Source organism: Paraglaciecola sp. MB-3u-78, assembly GCF_002835935.1.
Lineage (GTDB): Bacteria > Pseudomonadota > Gammaproteobacteria > Enterobacterales > Alteromonadaceae > Paraglaciecola.
The window spans coordinates 1-20,318 of record NZ_PJCF01000017.1 but is presented as its reverse complement, the minus strand read 5'-3'; the positions used below and the strand labels follow the sequence as shown (position 1 = coordinate 20,318).

At 42.7% G+C, this 20,318-nt stretch carries 18 protein-coding genes; 11 read left to right on the top strand and 7 right to left on the bottom strand.

Features of this window, described 5'->3' with window-relative positions:
- Positions 1–186 precede the first annotated feature (186 nt).
- Genes CXF95_RS30960 through CXF95_RS30950 form a run of 3 tightly spaced genes read right to left on the bottom strand, consistent with a single transcriptional unit; the run spans position 187 to position 1,104 of the window.
- Positions 187–609: a CotH kinase family protein gene (locus tag CXF95_RS30960; protein ID WP_232788048.1), complete on the bottom strand. Its 423-nt coding sequence runs from the start codon at positions 607–609 to the stop codon at positions 187–189.
- Entirely contained in the window at positions 572–826 is a 255-nt protein-coding gene (locus tag CXF95_RS30955; protein WP_232788047.1) for a CotH kinase family protein, read from the bottom strand. The genes CXF95_RS30960 and CXF95_RS30955 overlap by 38 nt, the downstream gene beginning before the upstream one ends.
- Positions 814–1,104, bottom strand: a complete 291-nt coding sequence (locus CXF95_RS30950; protein WP_232788046.1) for a CotH kinase family protein — start codon at positions 1,102–1,104, stop codon at positions 814–816. Before CXF95_RS30950 ends, CXF95_RS30955 begins: the two co-directional genes overlap by 13 nt.
- 395 nt (positions 1,105–1,499) lie before the next feature.
- Between CXF95_RS30950 and CXF95_RS25965 the strand changes: the two genes are divergently transcribed.
- The 7 genes from CXF95_RS25965 to CXF95_RS25935 all read left to right on the top strand — a co-directional run bounded on the left by CXF95_RS25965 (position 1,500) and on the right by CXF95_RS25935 (position 9,910).
- Positions 1,500–2,693, top strand: a complete 1,194-nt coding sequence (locus CXF95_RS25965; protein ID WP_198556709.1) for an ABC transporter substrate-binding protein — start codon at positions 1,500–1,502, stop codon at positions 2,691–2,693.
- Between the two features lie 37 nt (positions 2,694–2,730).
- Positions 2,731–5,010, top strand: a complete 2,280-nt coding sequence (locus CXF95_RS25960) for an ATP-binding protein (RefSeq protein WP_101201378.1) — start codon at positions 2,731–2,733, stop codon at positions 5,008–5,010.
- Between the two features lie 208 nt (positions 5,011–5,218).
- Positions 5,219–5,686, top strand: a complete 468-nt coding sequence (locus tag CXF95_RS25955; protein ID WP_101201377.1) for a hypothetical protein — start codon at positions 5,219–5,221, stop codon at positions 5,684–5,686.
- Positions 5,683–6,456, top strand: coding sequence for a lytic transglycosylase domain-containing protein (locus CXF95_RS25950; RefSeq protein WP_101201376.1), 774 nt, complete (start codon positions 5,683–5,685; stop codon positions 6,454–6,456). Before CXF95_RS25955 ends, CXF95_RS25950 begins: the two co-directional genes overlap by 4 nt.
- 102 nt (positions 6,457–6,558) lie before the next feature.
- Positions 6,559–8,121: a hypothetical protein gene (locus CXF95_RS25945; RefSeq protein ID WP_101201375.1), complete on the top strand. Its 1,563-nt coding sequence runs from the start codon at positions 6,559–6,561 to the stop codon at positions 8,119–8,121.
- Positions 8,114–8,677, top strand: coding sequence for a hypothetical protein (locus CXF95_RS25940; protein ID WP_101201374.1), 564 nt, complete (start codon positions 8,114–8,116; stop codon positions 8,675–8,677). Before CXF95_RS25945 ends, CXF95_RS25940 begins: the two co-directional genes overlap by 8 nt.
- A gap of 66 nt (positions 8,678–8,743) precedes the next feature.
- On the top strand, positions 8,744–9,910 hold the full coding sequence (locus CXF95_RS25935) for a hypothetical protein (RefSeq protein WP_101201373.1): 1,167 nt from the start codon (positions 8,744–8,746) through the stop codon (positions 9,908–9,910).
- Here CXF95_RS25935 and CXF95_RS25930 read toward each other — a convergent pair.
- The 3 genes from CXF95_RS25930 to CXF95_RS25920 are packed head-to-tail and all read right to left on the bottom strand — an operon-like array spanning position 9,883 to position 12,974.
- On the bottom strand, positions 9,883–11,454 hold the full coding sequence (locus CXF95_RS25930; RefSeq protein ID WP_101201372.1) for a sodium:solute symporter: 1,572 nt from the start codon (positions 11,452–11,454) through the stop codon (positions 9,883–9,885). The two genes, CXF95_RS25935 and CXF95_RS25930, sit on opposite strands and share 28 nt — an antisense overlap.
- Positions 11,455–11,456: 2 nt before the next feature.
- A complete protein-coding gene (locus tag CXF95_RS25925) occupies positions 11,457–11,747 on the bottom strand; it encodes a glycoside hydrolase family 3 N-terminal domain-containing protein (protein ID WP_255418959.1) in 291 nt (96 codons plus the stop codon).
- 12 nt (positions 11,748–11,759) lie between these two features.
- On the bottom strand, positions 11,760–12,974 hold the full coding sequence (locus CXF95_RS25920; RefSeq protein ID WP_101201371.1) for an anhydro-N-acetylmuramic acid kinase: 1,215 nt from the start codon (positions 12,972–12,974) through the stop codon (positions 11,760–11,762).
- A 544-nt stretch (positions 12,975–13,518) separates the two neighbouring features.
- On the opposite strand from CXF95_RS25920, the gene CXF95_RS25915 reads away from it, so the two are divergent.
- The 3 genes from CXF95_RS25915 to CXF95_RS25900 all read left to right on the top strand — a co-directional run bounded on the left by CXF95_RS25915 (position 13,519) and on the right by CXF95_RS25900 (position 16,897).
- Positions 13,519–14,277, top strand: a complete 759-nt coding sequence (locus CXF95_RS25915; protein ID WP_101201370.1) for a GntR family transcriptional regulator — start codon at positions 13,519–13,521, stop codon at positions 14,275–14,277.
- Between the two features lie 1,060 nt (positions 14,278–15,337).
- Entirely contained in the window at positions 15,338–15,628 is a 291-nt protein-coding gene (locus CXF95_RS25905; RefSeq protein ID WP_157828249.1) for a hypothetical protein, read from the top strand.
- Positions 15,629–16,372: 744 nt separating this feature from the next.
- Positions 16,373–16,897 (top strand): CHRD domain-containing protein, encoded by a 525-nt coding sequence (locus CXF95_RS25900; protein WP_101201367.1) that lies wholly within the window; start codon positions 16,373–16,375, stop codon positions 16,895–16,897.
- 465 nt (positions 16,898–17,362) lie between these two features.
- On the opposite strand, the gene CXF95_RS25895 is transcribed toward CXF95_RS25900, so the two are convergent.
- Complete coding sequence (locus tag CXF95_RS25895) at positions 17,363–18,616, bottom strand: DDE-type integrase/transposase/recombinase (RefSeq protein ID WP_101196919.1); 1,254 nt, start codon at positions 18,614–18,616, stop codon at positions 17,363–17,365.
- Between the two features lie 151 nt (positions 18,617–18,767).
- Here CXF95_RS25895 and CXF95_RS25890 point away from each other — a divergent pair, with 151 nt between their 5' ends.
- The gene (locus CXF95_RS25890) at positions 18,768–20,156 is read left to right on the top strand and encodes a serine hydrolase (protein ID WP_157828248.1); all 1,389 of its coding nucleotides are present in this window, start codon (positions 18,768–18,770) and stop codon (positions 20,154–20,156) included.
- Positions 20,157–20,318 lie beyond the last annotated feature (162 nt).

The following is a 20,318-nucleotide window of genomic DNA, read 5'->3' as shown; positions in this document are numbered from 1 at the left end:
GATTTTTGTATATCGTTAGCACCTAACATCACATGACTAAACATTTATCTTTCCTCATTACTTAATGGCTTAATTGACATTTAACGTATTACTTAACAGCAGTGTACCCACTAATTAGCAAAAGAAGAATTATTCATAGTTATGATCGGTTGTAAGTTTTATGAAGCTTGAATTTAGCTAATAAGTTCAATCCATTAAACTTCGAAACCTGTCAACAGCATCATTATGGAGACTGACGTAAATGCGTTTATCTAGCGGTGCGAAAAACCGTTCACTAGTAGAATTAAGGTTTTGTTCAAATGCAGCACTACCGTAAAAACCAGTAGGGTCATTTTCTACAGAACTACGAATTACCGCGGCAATCTCAGCCACTCGTGCAGCAAAAGTATTTTCCTCAAGAGAACCTTCAACTAACTGCCAGATATAATCGTGATACACATCCAAGTTGTCTTGTTGCGAAAACACACTATTGATTAAAGGACGATCAGCCATGGCTCCACTAGTAGGCTCATCAATATACAACTCACGAACATCTACCTGACAGCCCATATTAAAAGTGCCAAACGATTCATTAAAATCCCAAGTTGATATCACTGTAACTGGCGGCATTGTCATCAATCCACACTAGATCACTGCCGGTGCCGTCAGGTTTGTACATATCACCATTACTATTGGCAAAGTGTTTTTCGGCAAACTCGCCATCAACCGCTTCAACCATCAAATACAGCCCAAACAACTCCTCGTTTATATAGAGGTTCACAAAAGCATGTTGCGGTTCAGGCACGCCCAACTCAGTCAATAAGTCGTAGGTAATCACTTCACGCATGTAGGACGGGTCATTAAAAGAATTTTGCAATGTGAATTTTTTAAACCAAAGAACTTTTGACCGTCAACGTATTCGTTAATATCAACCTTAAAGCTGTAACGGTCACTTGTTGAGCGAGCCACACTGCTTAAACTCGAACCACCTTTAGTACGAATTGCGACACCGTCTAAGGTAATGCCATTCAGGGTGATAGCCGTCCCGTGATATTCTTCTTCTAGTGGACTAGCCAAAATGCTCTGCCAGTTGGAGTCACTGATATCCACGTATAAATTAGTCACAACCCTTGGGTCAAAAGCCGTTGCTAGTTCATTGCTGAAACTTTAAATATGGAAAAGCAGTGGTGAAGCCACCAAAGCGGTCATAGCGAGTTTTCGATTTGATATATGGAGTTGTTCAAAAGCGGACGGTCGTTAACGAGGGTGTAGAAAAACCCTCAACTTAAAATTCAATGTAAAAATCAGCCAAGATTGCCTTAAAAACGCGTCATATTAACTCTGGGTTTGGGCACCACAATCATACCACCCACGTGCCTATATCCGTTTCGCTGACATTACTATCTCCTCAGGCTTAATGCATCTATTGCGGCAAGGTATAGGGGCTCATTAGTTCGACAAACATTTTTTGCAGTGATACATTGATTAACACAATAGACATTTACATAAGAGTATTTGCGATGAATAGATGGTTGGCAATTGTATTGATCGCCTGTTTCTTGTTTATCCAAACTACAAGGTCTGCGGAACCTGCTCCGGTGTTTATCGGCCTGGACGCAGAATTCGGTCTGACAAATAGCACCTCGGCCCAATCTATCCAACTGGGCATCGAAACCGCCATCACTGAGATCAACGCCAAGGGCGGGGTTCTTAATGGACGATCTCTTGAACTCATCATTACAGACAACCGGTCAATGCCCGCAAGGGGTATCCACAACCTTCAAAAACTCGCCGCGACAGCGGATCTTGTTGCTGTTTTCAGTGGCCGCTTCAGTCCTGTTGTTTTAGAGACACTACCGACTCTTGCCAAAACCCAACTGATTAACCTTGCGCCTTGGTCCTCTGCGGATGGCATTACCGAGAACGACTTTAGGCCCAGTTACAGCTTTCGCTTGTCTCTCAAGGACCGCTATGCGATGCCCGTTATGCTTCGTTACGCCGCAAAAAAAGGCGCTAAAAAAATTGGCCTGCTATTAACCAATACATCATGGGGACGCAGTAATCTTAATTCAGCACAGCGCTATCTTGCCACCACCGACAAACTGTTGTCAGTGGGTACAGCCTGGTATAATTGGCAAGATGATTCTTTGCTGAAGGAGTATCAAGTGCTTTTGCGCGCAGGTGCAGAGGCTATAATTCTGGTGGCCAATGATGATGAAGGTGCAGCACTTGTATCAGAGGTCGCTGAACTGCCGGCAGAGCAGCGGTTGCCAATTATCAGCCACTGGGGTGTAACCGGAGGTAATTTTATTGCTCAACTTGCAAGGCGGGAAGCCCTTGACCACATCGATTTCAGTGTCGTCCAGACATTTAGTTTTTTTAACCTGGTGCCCGCCCGTATCGAACAGTTAATGAAGACTGTGTTGCAGATTTCAACCATCACCGATGTGCGCGACATCGAAGCGCCTGTCGGCTTCGGACATGCCTATGACCTGACCTTTATACTAGCCCGTGCTATTGACATGGCAGGTAGCACTGATCGAAGAGTTATCCGTGACAAGTTGGAGCTAGTCACGGACTATGACGGCCTAGTGCGCTTTTACGCCCAGCCATTTACAGCAGATAACCATGACGCCCTGTCTGTGGAAGACGTATTTATGGCCCGTTACACAGCCGATGGTCTCATTAGGCCGATTTCAATGATGACCAATTAGTGTTGTCAGGAACCAAAATCACTCATCGGGATTACTGATGCCTAATGTCTCAATACTGCAACTTCTTCGGCATCATATTCACTATCGAGTGACGCTGGCAGTATCCGTGCCGGCTTTGTTGTTTTTGAGCCTATTCGGTATTCTGGCTTATTGGCAGGTTTATACTCTTACTGAAGATAATTTAAAGTCTTCTCTTGAGGTTCGAGCGGGCAATGAGGCGCATAGAGTAGCTGACACATTGAATGTTATCAGTACCGCAATAGAAACCCTAGCGATCAATTCCACCATAGCGAACGGCCTGATTGACAGTGCTGGCCGGGAAGTTTACCTGAGTCCATTGCTCGATGGTTTTTCGACAATTAACGGCATAAAGGTCAAGCTGGCACTGTGCGATTTTCTCGGCAACGAAATCGCTTTCAGTGGTCCCACCGCGGAGATCGCAGAATATCGTTCAATTATCATCGATGCAATTACGAGCGGCCAGAATCACTACAGTATAGTGAACCAGAACGGCATGCGCGTATTACTCGGTGTCGAGGTGTTGCTTTATATGCGCACAACTTCCGGTGAGGGCGCACTCGTCTATCAGGTTAATCTCGATAATATATTCAACAGGTCAATGCCGTTGGACGGCAGCTATCAAACGAGATTGCTGCAAGGGAATTTTGATATCATCGCAGGGGCAGACCAGCAACCGTTGGATGCCGGAGAGCTCGCCGATGAAACAAAAACCACGGATAGCATAACTGTACGCTACCCGCTCGAAATTAAGGATCAGCTACGTGATCTTGGCTTGACCATAGAGATCAGGGCGGCAAGAAATGAGGTATTTGAACCCCTTGACCGCGTGTCGGAGTTGTTTTTAATGTTGGGTATTACTGCCTTGGTTTTGGTCATCATGTTGAGCTTGTGGCTCGGCCGCGCAGTAACACGTCCCTTGCTACAACTGAAGCATGCGATCGATGAATCCTCGACTGGGCTTGAGAACGAACTCAAGACCCTAACAACTCGAGAGGACGAAATAGGTTCACTGGCGATCAGTTTCAAACGCGTGCTGTTTGACCTGCGTAATATCAACCAGACCCTTGAGGCAAAAGTGGTGGAGCGCACTTGTGAATACGAGGAAGCCAAGAAGGAAGCCGAGATCGCCAACGAGCGCTTGCGTCGAGCACAGAGAATGGAAGCCGTCGGTCAGTTGACGGGAGGCATAGCCCATGATTTTAATAACCTACTGGCGATCATGATCGGTAACGCGGAAGTGCTCGAACAGATTGTGGCAGGGAACGACAAGGCAAAATCTCATGCGCGGCATATCATTACTGCGGTTGAGCGAGGATCTTCACTAACGAGCCGCCTGCTGGCCTTCTCAAGGCAACAAACATTGGCGCCTACTACTACTAATATCGGGTTGCTGGTCGATGGCCTGCAGGATATGCTGAAGCGGAGTCTGGGTGAAACCATTGAATTGCAAGTCCATGCCGAGATGAATCTATGGTACGCAATCGTCGACCCGCATCAGTTTGAAAATGCTCTGGTAAATCTCGCGGTCAATGCTCGAGACGCTATGCCGCGAGGAGGCAAGCTGGATATCAGTGCTGCCAATATCACGCTGGATGAAATATTTGTGGCACAACACGAAGAGCTGCAATCAGGCGATTACGTCATGATCAGAGTTAAAGATACAGGCGATGGCGTACCTTCAGAACTGTTGCCAAAGGTGTTCGAGCCATTTTTCACCACCAAAGATGTTGGTAAGGGCAGTGGTCTGGGCCTGAGTATGGTCTATGGCTTCGTTAAACAATCAGAGGGTCACGTGACTATCAATAGTATGCTGGGAAAAGGTACATCGATCACCGTTTTTCTGCCGAGATCACAAGAGCTGCAGCCAGTGGATAGTGCCCAACGTACAAGTACAATAGCAAAGCTGAGTTCGGAACGTATCCTGCTTGTGGAAGACGAGTTGGAAGTTCAGGAGCTGTCACGCAGTATACTGCAGAATCAGGGATATGATGTGATTGTGGCAAATAATGGTCAAGAGGCGATTGAACGGCTGCGAACAGACAAGCCATTTGACCTGTTATTTACAGACATAGTTCTACCCGGTGGCATGAGTGGTTTTGACATCGCAAGTAATGCTGCATTGATTCAGCCGAACATTAAAATTCTCTACACGACTGGTTATCCCCGCAGCATTCTTGCGCCGGATGACGACCAGCAAGGCACGCCTGAGCAAAGTGATAACGTGCTGACTAAGCCTTATCGCAGCGAAGTCCTGTTGAAGGCAATACGCACCCTGTTGGACAGTACAAATAATTAAGGGCACAGGTAGTGTGACATCTGCTTATTTGACGCCTGTTAAGCCGCGCCCCATTAAAACTCACTCAACGGTCAAACTTTATTTGTCTTAATTAATTTCAGATGAATGAGAGTATAGATAAACTGAACTCTGGATATTTATATCGGTTCCACTCAACATCTAACAAAAATACCTCTAAGTTTTGCATAACCTGCGATGGAGGTACTCAATGCATCAACATACCAATCACGACACCAGCACACAGGCCATGACCGAAGTCGCACTGGGATTATCCATGGCGTTTTTTTCCTTGTTAATTTTGGCGCTCTTTTCTATTGGTTTGCCTGAACAAACACTAAAAAATGCGCCGGTGCAAAAAATCCAACAACCTTTTACCGATGCTGAGCAGCTAAGACTAGCCGCCAGTAGCGGAGAAACATCTATCAATAAAACATCTGAAAACAAAAAACAGCAATATGCTTTTTACTTCAATGGGCAATTTTACAATACACAGCTCAATCATATAAACATCGACAACGTTTCTCATTTTGATACCGAGCAACCATTGATCCTTGCGGTACAAGATAACTTACCTTTGAAACAAATTATGGCGCTGCGCCAACAAATACATCACCCAAACCTTTCCATAACCATGCTTAACCAAAGTTGGCAAACTCAGTTGGAGAAAATTCAATGACCCCCCTCACCATAATGAAAGTCTTAAGCTTACTAGCGATACTTTTACCCCTGACTGCTTCGGCCACTTATTACTACGATACGGATGATATTCAACAGCGCGTTATTGGTGAGGCTAAGCGCCAAAATATGCCGCCATCTTTGGCTTTAGCGATTGCCAAGGTAGAGTCAAACTTTAATCATCAAGCTTTAAGTCACGCCGGAGCCAAAGGTGTGATGCAAATAATGCCACGTACCGCAGAACAAGTTTTTGGGGTGCATCGTAGTCGCTTATTCGACCCAGATGTGAATATAGAGCTAGGGGTTACATTTATGAAAAAACTGCTGAAACGCTATGATGGCCGCTTAGACATTGCTTTGTCCCACTACAATGGGGGTTCTGGCGTCAAAAACAGACATGGCGAGTTCAGGGTGATGCCAGCCACTCGAGACTATGTGGATAATGTATTGGCCACCCAACAAGGTTTTTTACAGTATGACAAGCAACCAGTATTCGCTTCACAGGTAAACCAAACTGGTATTAATTATGTCGATGTGAGTTCCGGAGAATTTCAGGGAGATGCACCGGTGTTTGATACACAGGCTCAAAATCCACAAATTGAAACCTTACGGGCCTTGCGACTACATAACATTACTCGAAACTACAAGAGTAATAGAGCACAGCCTGTAACTCACCCATCCGCTCCCTTAGAAAAAGCCCCTTCGACACAAGTCCCTCGTAACCTAAAAATGGCAAAGGTCAGGCAGTGGGAATCGATATATCCAGATTAGGCCTTGTTTATCCTTCAAGGCCGATAAAAGTCTTTGATTGAGTGCTGATTGTTCGTTAAATTGGAACAATAAAGATGTGAGCAGACAATCAAATTAGGCCGAATGACCAATATAATTAACTACGGTATTAGCGACACCTTAAAGGCGCTTTTTGCCCAGCTAAAAGACACGCCCGGTCTTGATGGCTATAAATACCATGGCAAAGACGTAGAGCAAATATCCCAATACATCGTGTGCCGCAACTATGGTTCGGTATGTTATGAATTAAGCTTTCTTTGCTGGGCGGTTGTTAACCACCCACATTACTCGTCATCTGCTCTACTCAGTTTTTTTTGGTTAGAAGAAAACATCCAACCCAAACGTTTCCGCCACGCTTTTAGTCAACCCATTAAAACCGCTTCAGGCCAAGTTTGTATGGGTGAGGATTACTTGCAGCTGCAAATAGGCGACATTGAATTTGCAATATCCCCTACTCGTGTCGGTGTATTAGCGGTGATGTTGGAATTGATTGCCAGCATTGAACCCGTTCAGTTATCTAACATTGAAACCTTACTGTTAGGTGCTAATAATCAAGGCATAAAACAGGTATCGTCTAATTTACAAAAGCTGATTTATAGCTACTTAAAAGAACATATTCCTGAAGCCAGTACCCAAGAACGTTTTCGGGCCATCAGCGGATGGTTAAAACAACATAATCTAACCGCTCAAAAACTCACTGACCAAGATGTGCTCGATTTTTGGCTCAACCCACCAGCACAACCTAGTTACATTAAATATTCCACAGTATTAGACGATTTACTCGATGCCATGACCGCCATAGAAATGGTTGAAAACACCTTTAATGGGGAATATGCATTAAGCCTTGGTAGCAACACCGAGCAAGGTGAAGTGGATGCCGATTGGGTGCAAACCACAGTGTTTGAACAAGCAGATAACTGTGAAGATTTAAGTTGGTTGTGCCAATCACCAAAGTTTTTAACCTTGGCTCAATATCAGCCAATGAGCCCCTTATTAAACCACGGTAAATTGGCGCGACAATTACCACTATCCTTTTTGCGTTTAAGCATATTTGGTGGCTGGCAGTCGGTATTGGTGCAAGCTAAACGCAAGTCTACTCAGGTGTTGGCAGATAAATTGCAACAATACCCCAACCGCCAATACCAAGACTATGTAGCCGAACTCAATAACACTGAGTCACAATGTAAACAAGTACAACAGGTTATTGCCCATATATTTTACAGTCTGAATAGCCCTGTGTTTGTTGGCATCATGCTCAAACAAATGCCTACAGATTTGCAGCAAGCACTCAAAATATGGATGCGAGCGCAAATAGCCGACACAACAGAGTCTGAAGCAAACATTTTTGTCCATGTCCAACAATGGTTATCCCAGCACCATAAAGCACAATTTTGGTTAACTGAAGCGGCAAACCTCTTTAAAAACAATAACAAAGATGGATTTAAAAAACTGCCATCGCTTGCAGAGCTGGATTTTTATCAGGATGGCAGTGAGGCACTCGATCATTGCCAAGAGTTAATGGCGCGCTATTTGTTGGTCATAACAAAATTAAATCACGAAAACACTCAGCTAGCGGAAATTTATCGCTCTGACCTATGCATATTCAGTAATAGATTTAAGCAAATATACGGAGCGCCTCATGCCTGATCATCAGTATCATGATCTCTTTCACACTAAGGAGCAGCTATTTACCGCCAAAACCTTATACCGTGAGCTACATCAAAGTGAGCAAGGACCAGAGCAACCTAAAAATGACAAACCCTTGCTATTTAATGACTTAGTACAGCTAGCACTAGGCAATCCAAACATTGCTGCCCAACAGTTTATGCAACACATCAATCAGTCGTTACCCTTGCGTCGTCAATATATGCAGTTGTTACAAAAATTAGCCTTTGCCACCAGCCCGGTTCAAGCTGCAGCCAGTTCGGCAACTGAAATCAGCAGCCGTAAATCCGCAGAATTTGAACTGTTATTTAAGCGAGACAAGCAATTTTCTGGGCAAGTGTACGTGATACTTAAAATCCCACATTCGATTCAGAAACATCACAATCAAGGCGTACGAGTGAATTGTTGCTCCGAGGATTTAATATCCTCAATACACTTCCCACCTATTGTGGATGGTAAAACGCAGCTATTAATGGAAGAATCAGATCAGAAGTTTATACACATGTTTGATGCTGAGTTTGCAATATACCTATCATAACCAAAACACACAGGTTGAATCGTCCTTGCTGCCATTTCCGATATTCATGTTAGGAAAACAAGGGAGATGAAAACCCATATTTTTATCGCCACCACTCAAGGCTTAGTTGCGGTACAAAATATCACGCCTATTGATGACGAAGACATCAGCTCAGTTGTATCCGTTAATGGCACCTCAACCACAGCCAACATCAGCGGTAGCTATCACAACTTTGTTAAAAAAGGTGTGGGCATAATTCATCAAATGTTTGGTGCTTGCAGTTATCGAGTCGATATCAGCGCCCGCATCGACCAAGGTAACAGCTGGCAAGTCGCTATGTACTTAGCCCATTTGGCGCAATCAAAAGGCTTGCTAGGCAACGGTGAAGTCAGCCAAGGCGATAGCGTTATTTGTGCCACTGGTGAGGTCAATACCAGCAACCTTCAAGTATTAGCCGTTAGTGATGTCGCCATTAAATTTAAACTGGCGCAACCGCAGCTAGAACAATGGACAGCGCTGGGCGCTAAAGTGCAATTTATTCTGCCCCATGGGAATCAGTCTGAAGTAGAAAAAAACCACTACTGCCTGCTTATCAGCAACCTAGAACAGGCTGCTGCGGCATTACCTAACATCACCCAAAACCAGCCAGCACCTAGTGTGAAAAATAGGAAGTTAGTAAGCACCAACTCTTATTACATAATAGCTGCATCAATATTACTTTTGCTTTTAATGCTGTTTTTTGGGATCACTTACTTTCTTGCAACTGAAAGCAGTGAACCGCTATCGCCCGCCCAAAAAGCACTTACTGCTAAAGTCGAACCCACAATAAACACCCAATTAGTTGCGGTGCTTAAGCAAGGTAAAACCTGTGCCCAAACCGCTAGTCAGAACATCCCTTTAACTCATCAAACCTTTGCTGACCTAGGGCTCAAACAACTCTGTGAATTGTATCTTCAAACACATCAATCGCAGTTTCAAATACTGTTAGTCGCGCGGGATGCCTATACCGTCATGCCGCTCACACAAAACCAACAAGGTTGGCAAATCCCCTTACCTAAAAACCGCTTATCAAGCCGCAGTTATTTTCTGGTCAGCACGGCTACCATTCTTAGGGAAGAACAAATCGAGCAGTTAAGGCTTTATCGTGAAGCGATGCCCAAACCAGCAATGTTGACAGGATCAACACTCGCTGATTGGTTCAGAAAACAAAAAGTGGTGTTTGTAGTTTATACACACACCTTAGTTGTGGAGTGATGACTCTTTCTAGAGAGGCAAATTAACGTGGATGCAGCCGTGCCAAACACTAGTTGCCATGTAAAGGCCAAATCAAATTGCCAAGCATCAGGTAAATATAACGACTGCACATAGGGTTGCATTAACATTGGAACGGTAAATCCAACCAGCAGCGCGGTAAAAATCGAGCCTGGGCTGCCGCGCTTTGAAAATAGCGCAGTGAAATAAATACCTAATAGGCCACTGTAAGAAAACACCATCACACCGAGCGCAAACGCTAAAAGAGGGGTGTCGGTATATTGCTGCCAGTAGTAACAAAGCAAGGCAACACTGCCCAGTGCAATAGCCACGATTCCCATACACCATCGGCCAACAGCGACCAGTTTTTCTTCACTGATCGCCACACCTTTCTTAAACCAACCACGATAGATATCTTGTACCGCTACTGACGACATTGAATTCAACCCAGAATTAAGGGTCGACAGGGCCGCAGCCACAATACCAATGGTGACCACCGCTTTGATACCATTGGGCAAGCTGGTTAATACGTAGTACATAAAGATGGTAACCGTTTGCCCTTCAAACTCAGGAATAGGTGCACCGTTAGTCGCTTGTGCCATGATGTCTGGACGTTGGTAATAAATAAAAAGTAACAAGCCAATGCAAATAAATACCAACACCACGGGGATCCCCATCAAAATTGACGATACCAGTGCCTTAGTCGCACTTTTTGAATCTTTGCAGGTTAACATGCGCTGCGTAACATCTTGATCTAGGCCAAAAGCCGCGATATTTAACAATACAAAACCGGTCAGTATTGACCAAATATTGAAAACACCTGCGCTACTAAAATCTAAAGAAAAGTCGATAAAGGTCAGTTTAGAGGCTTCACCGCCACCCGGCGATTGCAGTACATCGATCATTTCACCGGTACTTAGCGTAATAGATTGCATGAGGTGCCACAGTACCAACACTGCGGCACCTACATAGACTAAACATTGCACCACATCAGAATATATAACAGTACGAATACCCCCATAGACTGTGTAACCAAAACCGACTACGGTAATAATCGAAATAGCGATGGCGACAGAACTTGGCGCGACATCACCGAATAAAATCATCGAAACTGCAATGGCTGCCATAAACAATCGGGCACCGCTTGCAAATAAACGACCAAACAAATAAACGATACCCGCTTGGTACTTAGCGTTGTCTCCAAAACGGCTACCTAAGAGTTCGTATACCGTGAAGGCCTTGAGCGCATAAAATCGAGGCAACAAAAACTTAGCCACAAATACAGCCGCTATCAGCCCTGCAATATTGGTAGAAAGATAAGTTAAATCACCACGGTAACCTTGATCCGGTCCACCCAAAAAGGTGGCCGCCGATTGGGATGTCGCCAGCACAGAAATACTCACTGTCCAAATTGGCATGTTGTTGCCACCTAAGAAATAATCATTGGTATTTTTAGCGCGGCGATTAAACAAATAACCGGTGATAAGCAGTATACCAAGATACAGCGCAAAAACGGCTACATCGAGTCCTGAATATTGGTCAATCATAATTACGCACTACCCTTTAACAAAAGCTCTGATAACTCTTCTAACAAAGCCGTTTCATCAATATCTACTGGACTCGCAGCCGCTTTTGAGGCCGCAAATTGAGCGCGCTCGAGTGCCTTGTCGGCCAGTGGCTGCAAAGCGGTTTCAAGAGAACGTAAATCATCTTTTTTTCCGCTACATTGCAGCACAACATCACAGCCGGCACTTAAAGCCTGCTCCGCCTTTTGTGCTGTTGCACCACTAAGTGCCTGCATATCTATATCATCAGTCATGATAAGCCCGTCGAAACCAATGTGTTTTCTTAACTAATCGGGAAAGCTTATTTTCCCCAGACTGACACTGGGCATATTGGTCTCAGATGAGGGCAGTGTTTGGGTATTCGCGCACAAGGTTTCATTGGCAAGAAGGGCAAACAAAACGGCCTCTTTCGCGTCCGGATTTAACGATAGTTGTTCAGTACTTGCTATTTTCGCTTGTGGTAATTGGTTACTTAGCCTTATTTGTATCCGCTTCATCAACAGAGGATTATGAATGCCGCCACCACTTACATACACCATTAAATGTGGGAATGTTTTACCAAGGGTGATGATGCTGTCACATATACATTTTGCACTAAAGTCACAAAGTGTTGCCATCACATCTTCATTCGACAAATCTGTGGCAGCAACCTGTTTTTGAGCTTCAAGCAAATAAGCTAAATTAAACACTTCAGGCCCAGTAGTTTTAGGAACAGCTTGTAAAAAAAAGGCAGCGCTGGCCAATTGCATAAGCAAACCTTGGTGCACAATTCCTGCAGCGGCAATTTTTGCATCCTTGTCGTAAAATAATCCTGAATAATGAGTCTGCACCAAGGCATCCATCATGGTATTTCCTGGACCAATGTCTGAGCTAAAAACATCTGAAACACCGCCTTTACTTGGCAAGCAAGTTAAATTCGCGATACCACCGATATTGAGCATAATGCGGTTTTCATCGGGGCTATGAAACATCAAATAGTCCCCGTACATCACCAGAGGTGCTCCTTGCCCTCCAGCTGCAATATGTTTTTGTCTGAAATCACTTAACGTGATGATCTGCGTTAGCACGGCTATATGGTCGCCATCACCTATTTGTAAAGTAGCATTGGGGAAATCGGCATATTGATGTTGTTCTGAAGGGCTGTGATAAATAGTCTGACCATGGCTGGCAACCGCATCAATATCTGTATTTTGATAACCAAAATCCTGTATTGCCTGATTCACTAATGTAGCGTGATACCGGCCAATCCATGCATTTAAGATACACACCTGTTCAATGCTACCGATAGGTTTAGCGAATATCGCCTTTACATGTTGTCGGTAGTCCTCACAATAATCGATAGTTTTAAAATGGAGTAAGTCGCATTGCGTGTTAGTGCCAGAACCGCTAATTTTACAAAGAGCAATGTCCAAACCATCAAGAGAAGTGCCACTCATCAATCCAATGATTAATCGCGAATGTTGCTTAGAAATGTTATGTAGTTTTTCAATATGTGGATGCATAGCTTCACCTAAAAAAGGCTTATTTGCTCAAAAAGCCGTCAACAACAATAGATACCAATTAACAATACCACTTGAAAATTGGCATTGTCAATTTTTAGACTAATCACCATTCAAATGGATTTATTCAATACCTTTAGTTGTAAAGGTATTGACAATTGTATTGAAACAACTATAGGTTAATACCAATTAAAGACATGATTACTATCACCGGATGAGTAATTAGTAATATATTAATAAGGAGAGTGTTACATGAAGGTCCATCTATTAAAACCAGTCTTAAAACCTGTCGCCAAGAGCATTCTGATTGCCCTTTCGACCTCTGCATTTTTAAGCACACAGGTTTTTGCACAACAAGCTGATCTTTGGTATTGATAATTTGCTTGATAAACAACCCCCGATCCCTGAATCAGGTGGCACTTTTTTCGGCACGGTAAGTGATTATGACGTCATTGGTCGCACTGTTGGTGTCACCTTCCGTTTTAGACCATAGATAGTATCAGGGCTTGATAAATGCACATGCAAGCCCTGTTTTAGTATTGAGGAAATGGCTATTAAAGATGTATTGTTTAACCAAATTGGAGCAGGTTGGAATAAATCCGCGCCGCTTTATCAACAACTTGCAAATGACTTACGCAAGTTTATATTAAGTGGCCAAATAACCAGCGGAGAATCCATTCCATCTGAACGTATCTTATGCGAAAAAATTCAAGCATCACGTGTCACCGTTCGCAAAGCTATCGATCAACTCATCATGGAGGGGTTATTATTTCGCAAGCAAGGTTCAGGCACGTTTATCAGCGAGCGCATCGAGCATAAAGGTGAAGACCTATCAGGTTTTACCGATGAAATGCGTACTTTGGGTGTTGATCCTAGCTCTATCTGGCTGATTAAAATGATTGCACAAGCCACATCAAAAGAAGCAAGCACTCTAAAATTATCAACCGGCAAACAAGTGTGTCGCTTATCTCGGGTACGTCTGTCTAACGATATGCCAATGGGTATCGAAAATACAATTATACCGGCCCAATTCTTACCTAATTTAGACACCTTAACTGACTCACTTTATCATGCACTGCAAACCAACCATTGTTCCCCTAGTCATGGTGATCAAAAGGTAACGGCATCCATTGCCTCACCCACTGAAGCGGGGTTGCTTTCGATTCAAGAAGGCGGACCTGTACTACGAATTGAACGCTACACTTTTTTACCCGACAATACTCCCCTTGAATATACTCGAAGTGTATATCGTGGAGACAAGTATGTGTTCACTTCAAAGCTTCAGCCCTTTAATCAGGGGAGGTAAGCTCTAGCGACTTGGTATGGCTTCTATTTTTGATTAAATATTAACTTAAGCTTTGGTTGGTATATTTTATTACAAGAGAATAATTAGAAGCCGTAAAAATCTCTTACCTATTGAAATAAAAGTTAAACATGTCAAAAAGATACTAAGGGATAGCAACCAAATTAAGTGGCAAAAATGCCAATAACCGCCACAGCTGTTTACTTCAATGAAATCTGTTTTCACCATTAAATTATCACTCTGGTTCACAGGTGCAATGGCAAGAATGAGCGATAGGAATTGCAGACAGTCGGGGGTCATTCAATCCAATGTCTGCTTCTCTTTGCGGCCGCTCGCAATAAAATGATATCTGACTCAACCGAAAAAAAAGGGGTCAAGAAAAAAAGGGGTCAAGTTGCTTGCTTCACAAAAGAAAAAAAGGGGTCAAGTTGCTTGCTTCACAATACTCTTGATCAATCCCTCAACTCGCGTCCTAAAATGGCTAGCAGTTGCCGTAAGGCACATCTAATAACTAATGACCGCTTTGTCGGAACACCTGCCACTAGGATTCCGACCGATAGCATCCACAAATATCAAAAAAGTGAACAATATATTCAGTTTGGGCTACGACCGTTCCTCGCTCTTAAGGGCCATTCACGGTTTGATGGTAACTAACTTAATCGAGCGAACCACTGCCATTCAACACCAGTTGAATATTGGGCTGTAAATCGATTTAAACGGTAAAGAAATAGAATTATCAACGAGCTCGTTTTAGCTCATTATTGCAGTTACTTTAACATTGCACCCAATGGCCGCTCTGGAAGTTATCGTCGTCATCGTCAATTCACTATTGTTAGTCGTGTAGAAATGGAAACATGCGCTGCGAATTACCCTTGTGGTATATGACTAGGAAGGACCCATTAAATCACCTGTATATTGCTGGCGCTAGGCTCAGTGCTTTAGTCTGCTTTCAAATGTAAAGCGGAAGAGTCACCGACAAAGAGCAGCTTAAAATATCAAGTTTGCGGTTTCTCATTTTCTGGCTAAAATTTAACCGGCAAGTGATTAATCGAACGGAATGATGATGACAAACATCGGAGTTAAAGGTAAAAAATACGCATTACAGGACACTATTGATAAGCAGGAGTTAATCAATTGCCTGCTCAGAGAGTTAGGAGTCGTTAACACTAGGACAAAAAAACGGTTAACCCTGTCTTTTATGGGTGAAATTGAGGGGGATTGGGAGATGAGAGCTAAACCAATTCAAAGTAAAGCCTCTAAAGAACGACCAAGTATTATTGATGCTGTGAATGACGAGTCAGAACAGCAAAAATTGATTGTCGAAAGCTGCCAGAAAACCAGCCTGTATCTGTAACGGACATCGAACCGTGAAGAATGGAGTAAATCGGTGTCACATACCAACTTTTACCAGCGTATTATCGCAATGAGGCGCTTTAGGTTGCTTGTATTAAGCAATGCGATTTAAAAGGGTCATCATTTCTTTCAGGAGCAGGGATTGTTCTTCAACGAGCTTGCGAACCTTTGAGTGTTCTGGCAATTCCTGCATTTCTGCGGCGATAAGTTACTGTTTTGTAATTGCGTCTATCAAGGCAAGTTTTAATACTTCAAATCCGATGTTGCTCATAACTACAACTTCCATGTCATCAATCAAGTGAATATTTATTGTAGAACAGGTTTTTAGAAAGTGCCTTGAATTACTAGGTGCACTGATTGGTTAACTTTAGTTCAGATGCCATCCTAAGACCTTTAAGGGGCTTCGCTCAACCACAACATTACTTAAAACCACCAGAGCTTGGAAGGTTACCGTAAAGTTGCCATCTGCAAGGGCTTTGATTGGCGATAATACGGCTGTTGAAGCTAGGGATATACTAGGGTTCTCAAGGGCTTAGTTTTCGTGCTTAACATTGCATACTAAACGACTCAAATGTGCCATTAGCGGCTGTTTATTTTCTACCCAATGAATGATCCCAATTAGCTGTAAAGAGACAGTCAATTCCGCTTTCTCTATTACAACTTTGAGCTATAGTTAAGCCGCTCTTTGTAAAATAAAATGTCTCATTTTGGGGCAATTTAAAACTGCTAATTAGGAAAGTCGCAAATGAACATTAAATTATTAACATCCTTTATTGCCCTTGTAGCCTTCACTATTTCACTGCCTACCCAAGCTACAATTATCAACTTCACATCCAGTATTGACGGAGCGCAAGCAAATGCTGGGGCTGGAACGGGAAGTCTGGGTACCGGCATAGCGTCCATGCTATATGATGATGTAAGCAATGAGTTTTCTTGGGATTTAAGCTGGTCGGGCTTAACTGGAATTGTTACGACGGCACACTTTCATGGAGCTGCCTTGTTTAACCAGAATGCTGGGGTGCAAGTGGCTATATCAATTGGTTCTAATCCAACGTCAGGTAGCGCCATAATCAGTGCCGCACAGGCTACGGATTTACTTGCTGACTTGTGGTATATCAATATTCATTCAGACTTTAAGCCTGGCGGTGAAATTCGAGGTCAAGTAGCGAGGGCATCTGAACCAAGCGTAAATGTATCTGAACCTAACGTGTTGTTTTTAGTACTACCGTTAATGATGGGCATATTTTATTCTCGCAGAAAACGTACATAGATTCTAATCGAAATATTGTACGAGGTCGGATTGCCAATATAGGAAATCCGACCTTAAATTTCAGTTTTCTCGCTAACCCGACATTCGTTCATTGTCATTAAACACCGCCAACTCTAAAAGAATAGACCGAATTTGCCTATCAGACTGCGGAAATTCCAATACCATCTCCAAGGTGACAACAAAATGGTGTAAAACTGCATAGCATTCATTGCACAAATAGCCCTAACCGTCCGCTGTCGCAGTGAACTTCTCATACGCCATAGCCTAGACCGATGGCCGCAATTCGCTCATTGGAACCATTAACTGAGCGTCGTAAATGAGCGAGAAGCGGTCGGTGGGCTAATTAGTTTTTCAATCGTTAATGCCCCCATATCTTTGCACTATAAAGTTCCAGCATACCTACAATAAGAACACACACCTGCCAGTATATTCCAATTAACAAATGAGTCTTAAGTAAGTAAATTTTTAGGCTCGTTTATTCTGTTCAAAGATCTGGTTAAATAATTCATTACGTTCTTTTTGAAGTAATTCAGCACAAGCATTATCTGTCATTTCCATAGCTTGCTCATCTAGTATTTCAAAATGAAAGTCTGCTTTCAAATATGTTTTGGCATTGGGTAAAGATTTTAGTTTTTCATAGGGCGTCATCATACTTTTGTAAGGGTAAGTTTTACGTTGTTTCCCTTTATCATCAGTGGTGACTTCAGGAAAGAAACAAGGTCTATGATAATTGATATACGGGTAAAGATATTTTAAATTAAACGTATTGATTAACGGTGCCCATTTCTGTGGAATATGTGTGTAACCAAACTGTTTTCTTACAATTGATGCATTTTTACTTTCTGCTAAGGCATTATCGTTTGAGTGTCTTGAGCGTGATTTAGTGAGCTCTATTTCAAGTTTGGTGAGTAATTTACACACGTGTTTGTTGATGTATTCAGAGCCATTATCTGAATGAAACCCTTTGATAATAAAAGGAAATGCGGCCATCATTTGCGTTAGTACTGGAATGAGGTAACGCTCACTAATACGTTCAACTGAGCAAACAACCTCAAACTGTGTCACCTCATCAACTGCATTAATATGATACACGCCTTTTTGTTTATCTAGGTCTCCTTGGTGCACGGTATCAATACGAATATAGCCAGGCTCGCCGTTGGGTTGAGGTTTACGCCGTTCGCCAATAGGCACTTGTCTTGATTGTGTTTTTGTGAAGTGTCTGCGTTGTTTTTGGTAGCCTTGAGAGTGCCTCAAGTTATATAAATGTGAAACAGAGATAGTGGCAAGCATTTGGTATTCTGATTGCTCAAACGTATTGTAGGCACGCTCCAACAGCTTTTTAGTGGCATGACCACAGATATCATCATGCCTTGCGTCCATTTCAGCCAGTAGCTTAATATCCTTTGTACTGTAAATGGTTGAAAAGCCGTTAGTTCGGCAAGGTTGCCAGTTAATTCTGCCGACGTCCTTGTATTGTTTTATCAATCGAGTGAGTTGCTGCCGCGAGTAGCCTGTCACCTTTTTAAGGTATTGATTGACGATCCCTTTGTCGGTTTTTTTTAACGTGATATAGCGAAATTTTATCAATGTTTTTTGAATGAATTGATATCGCTGATTTTTATCACCTAAAACGGTAAAGGCGACGGCTTGGTTACCTTGAATAAAGCGTTCAAGCTCTTCAATAGTGGTGAGGTTTTCTATATTCATGATCGCTTGCATCTTATGATCATGAACAGAATTTAAGTCTTTAGACGCATTTCATTTTGGAAACACGCAATTAGTTAAGACTCATTTCATATTGGACAAGGCTCTGCCTTTCAAAAGCCAAAAAACTTATGCTAGGGTGGCTAAAAACCAAATGGAAAATTTCATGACTAGAAAGCTAAATTTGTTTTCATTATTTACGTTACTGTTTTTCGTATCTATGTGTGTCTCTCCCAATTTACTTGCTCAAACCAAGAATCCAAAAGAGAGTAAACTTGATGCCTACCTGTCTAACCTTAGTGATAATGAAAGGATGATGACAGCAGTATACATTTCCCAACATGGCGAGACTCTTTACGAGTATTACTCTGGTTTTGCTTCAGTTGAAGATAATATTCCACTATCAGCAAAAACTGAATTTCGATTAGGCTCAATAAGTAAAATCTTTACATCAATATTGATAATGCAGCTCATTGAAGAAGGCAAACTGTCTCTAGAAACAAAGTTGAGCACTTTCTATCCTGACATTCCAAACGCTGAGAGCATCACGGTTAAGCAATTACTCAGCCACCGCACGGGTATTCAAAGTTTCACCGATGAACCTGCATATGTTAATTACATGACTAAAGGCCAGTCTCGTAAACAGATGGAGCAGCGCATTCAATCCTATGATCCTCTGTTTAAGCCAAACAGCAAACATCAATATTCCAACTCAAACTATGTGTTATTGGGTTTTATCATAGAATCCTTGCGCGAAAAATCTTATGCCGAAGTCGTATCAGAGAAGATCACTATTCCCCTAGGCCTTGCGAATACATACTTTGGGAACAGTATCGAGATTGAAAATAACGAAGTATTTTCTTACCGCTTTTCTGATACTTGGGAGCGTCAACCTGAAACCCACATGAGTGTGTCTCATGCCGCGGGAGGCATGGTGTCTACTGCGAAAGAAACCAACCTATTTTTGTCAGCATTGTTTGCTGGAAAACTGTTATCTGAAAATTCGCTAAGTGCCATGATGACACTTGAGGATGGCTATGGCCTGGGCTTGTTTTCGACACCATTTTATAAACAAACGTTCTTTGGTCACAATGGAAGTATCGACGGGTTTGTTTCCGCTGTTGGATTTAATCCCGTAGATGGCATTGTTGTCACTGTATTGAGCAACGGCGTTAACTATAATTTTAATGATGTATTGATTGCTGTTCTGAGCAATAACTATGGCAAAGACTTTACAATCCCAGATTTTTCTGCCAAACCTGTGGTGCTGTCGGCCAAGGCAATGGGCAGGACCGTAGGTACTTTTAGTAGTAAGGACATGCCTATAGAACTTAGCTTCAGGGTTGCAGACAAACAGGTAATGTATAAGCCAGCAGGCCAATCAGAAAAATCCCTCACCCCGTATTCAGAAACGGAGTTTCGGTTTGAACCGGCTGGCATAGTCATACAATTTGACCCACAGAGCCTTACCGATGGAAAGCTTAACCAATTTGACATAACGCAAAGCGGTTACAAATTTCTTTATAAGCGCAAAGAGAAAAATTGGTTTTGGTGAGCTAAATGGGTTTATATAACCACCCATAACACCCAAATTTAATGTTTTATTATGTTGGCTGTCTCTATAGCTATGTTCTCCGCAGTTGCAGAGGCAGCCATCCTAATTTGCCAAAACTTAGGTTTTTTGATCCTGAATCGCAATTACCTCTATGACCGCTTT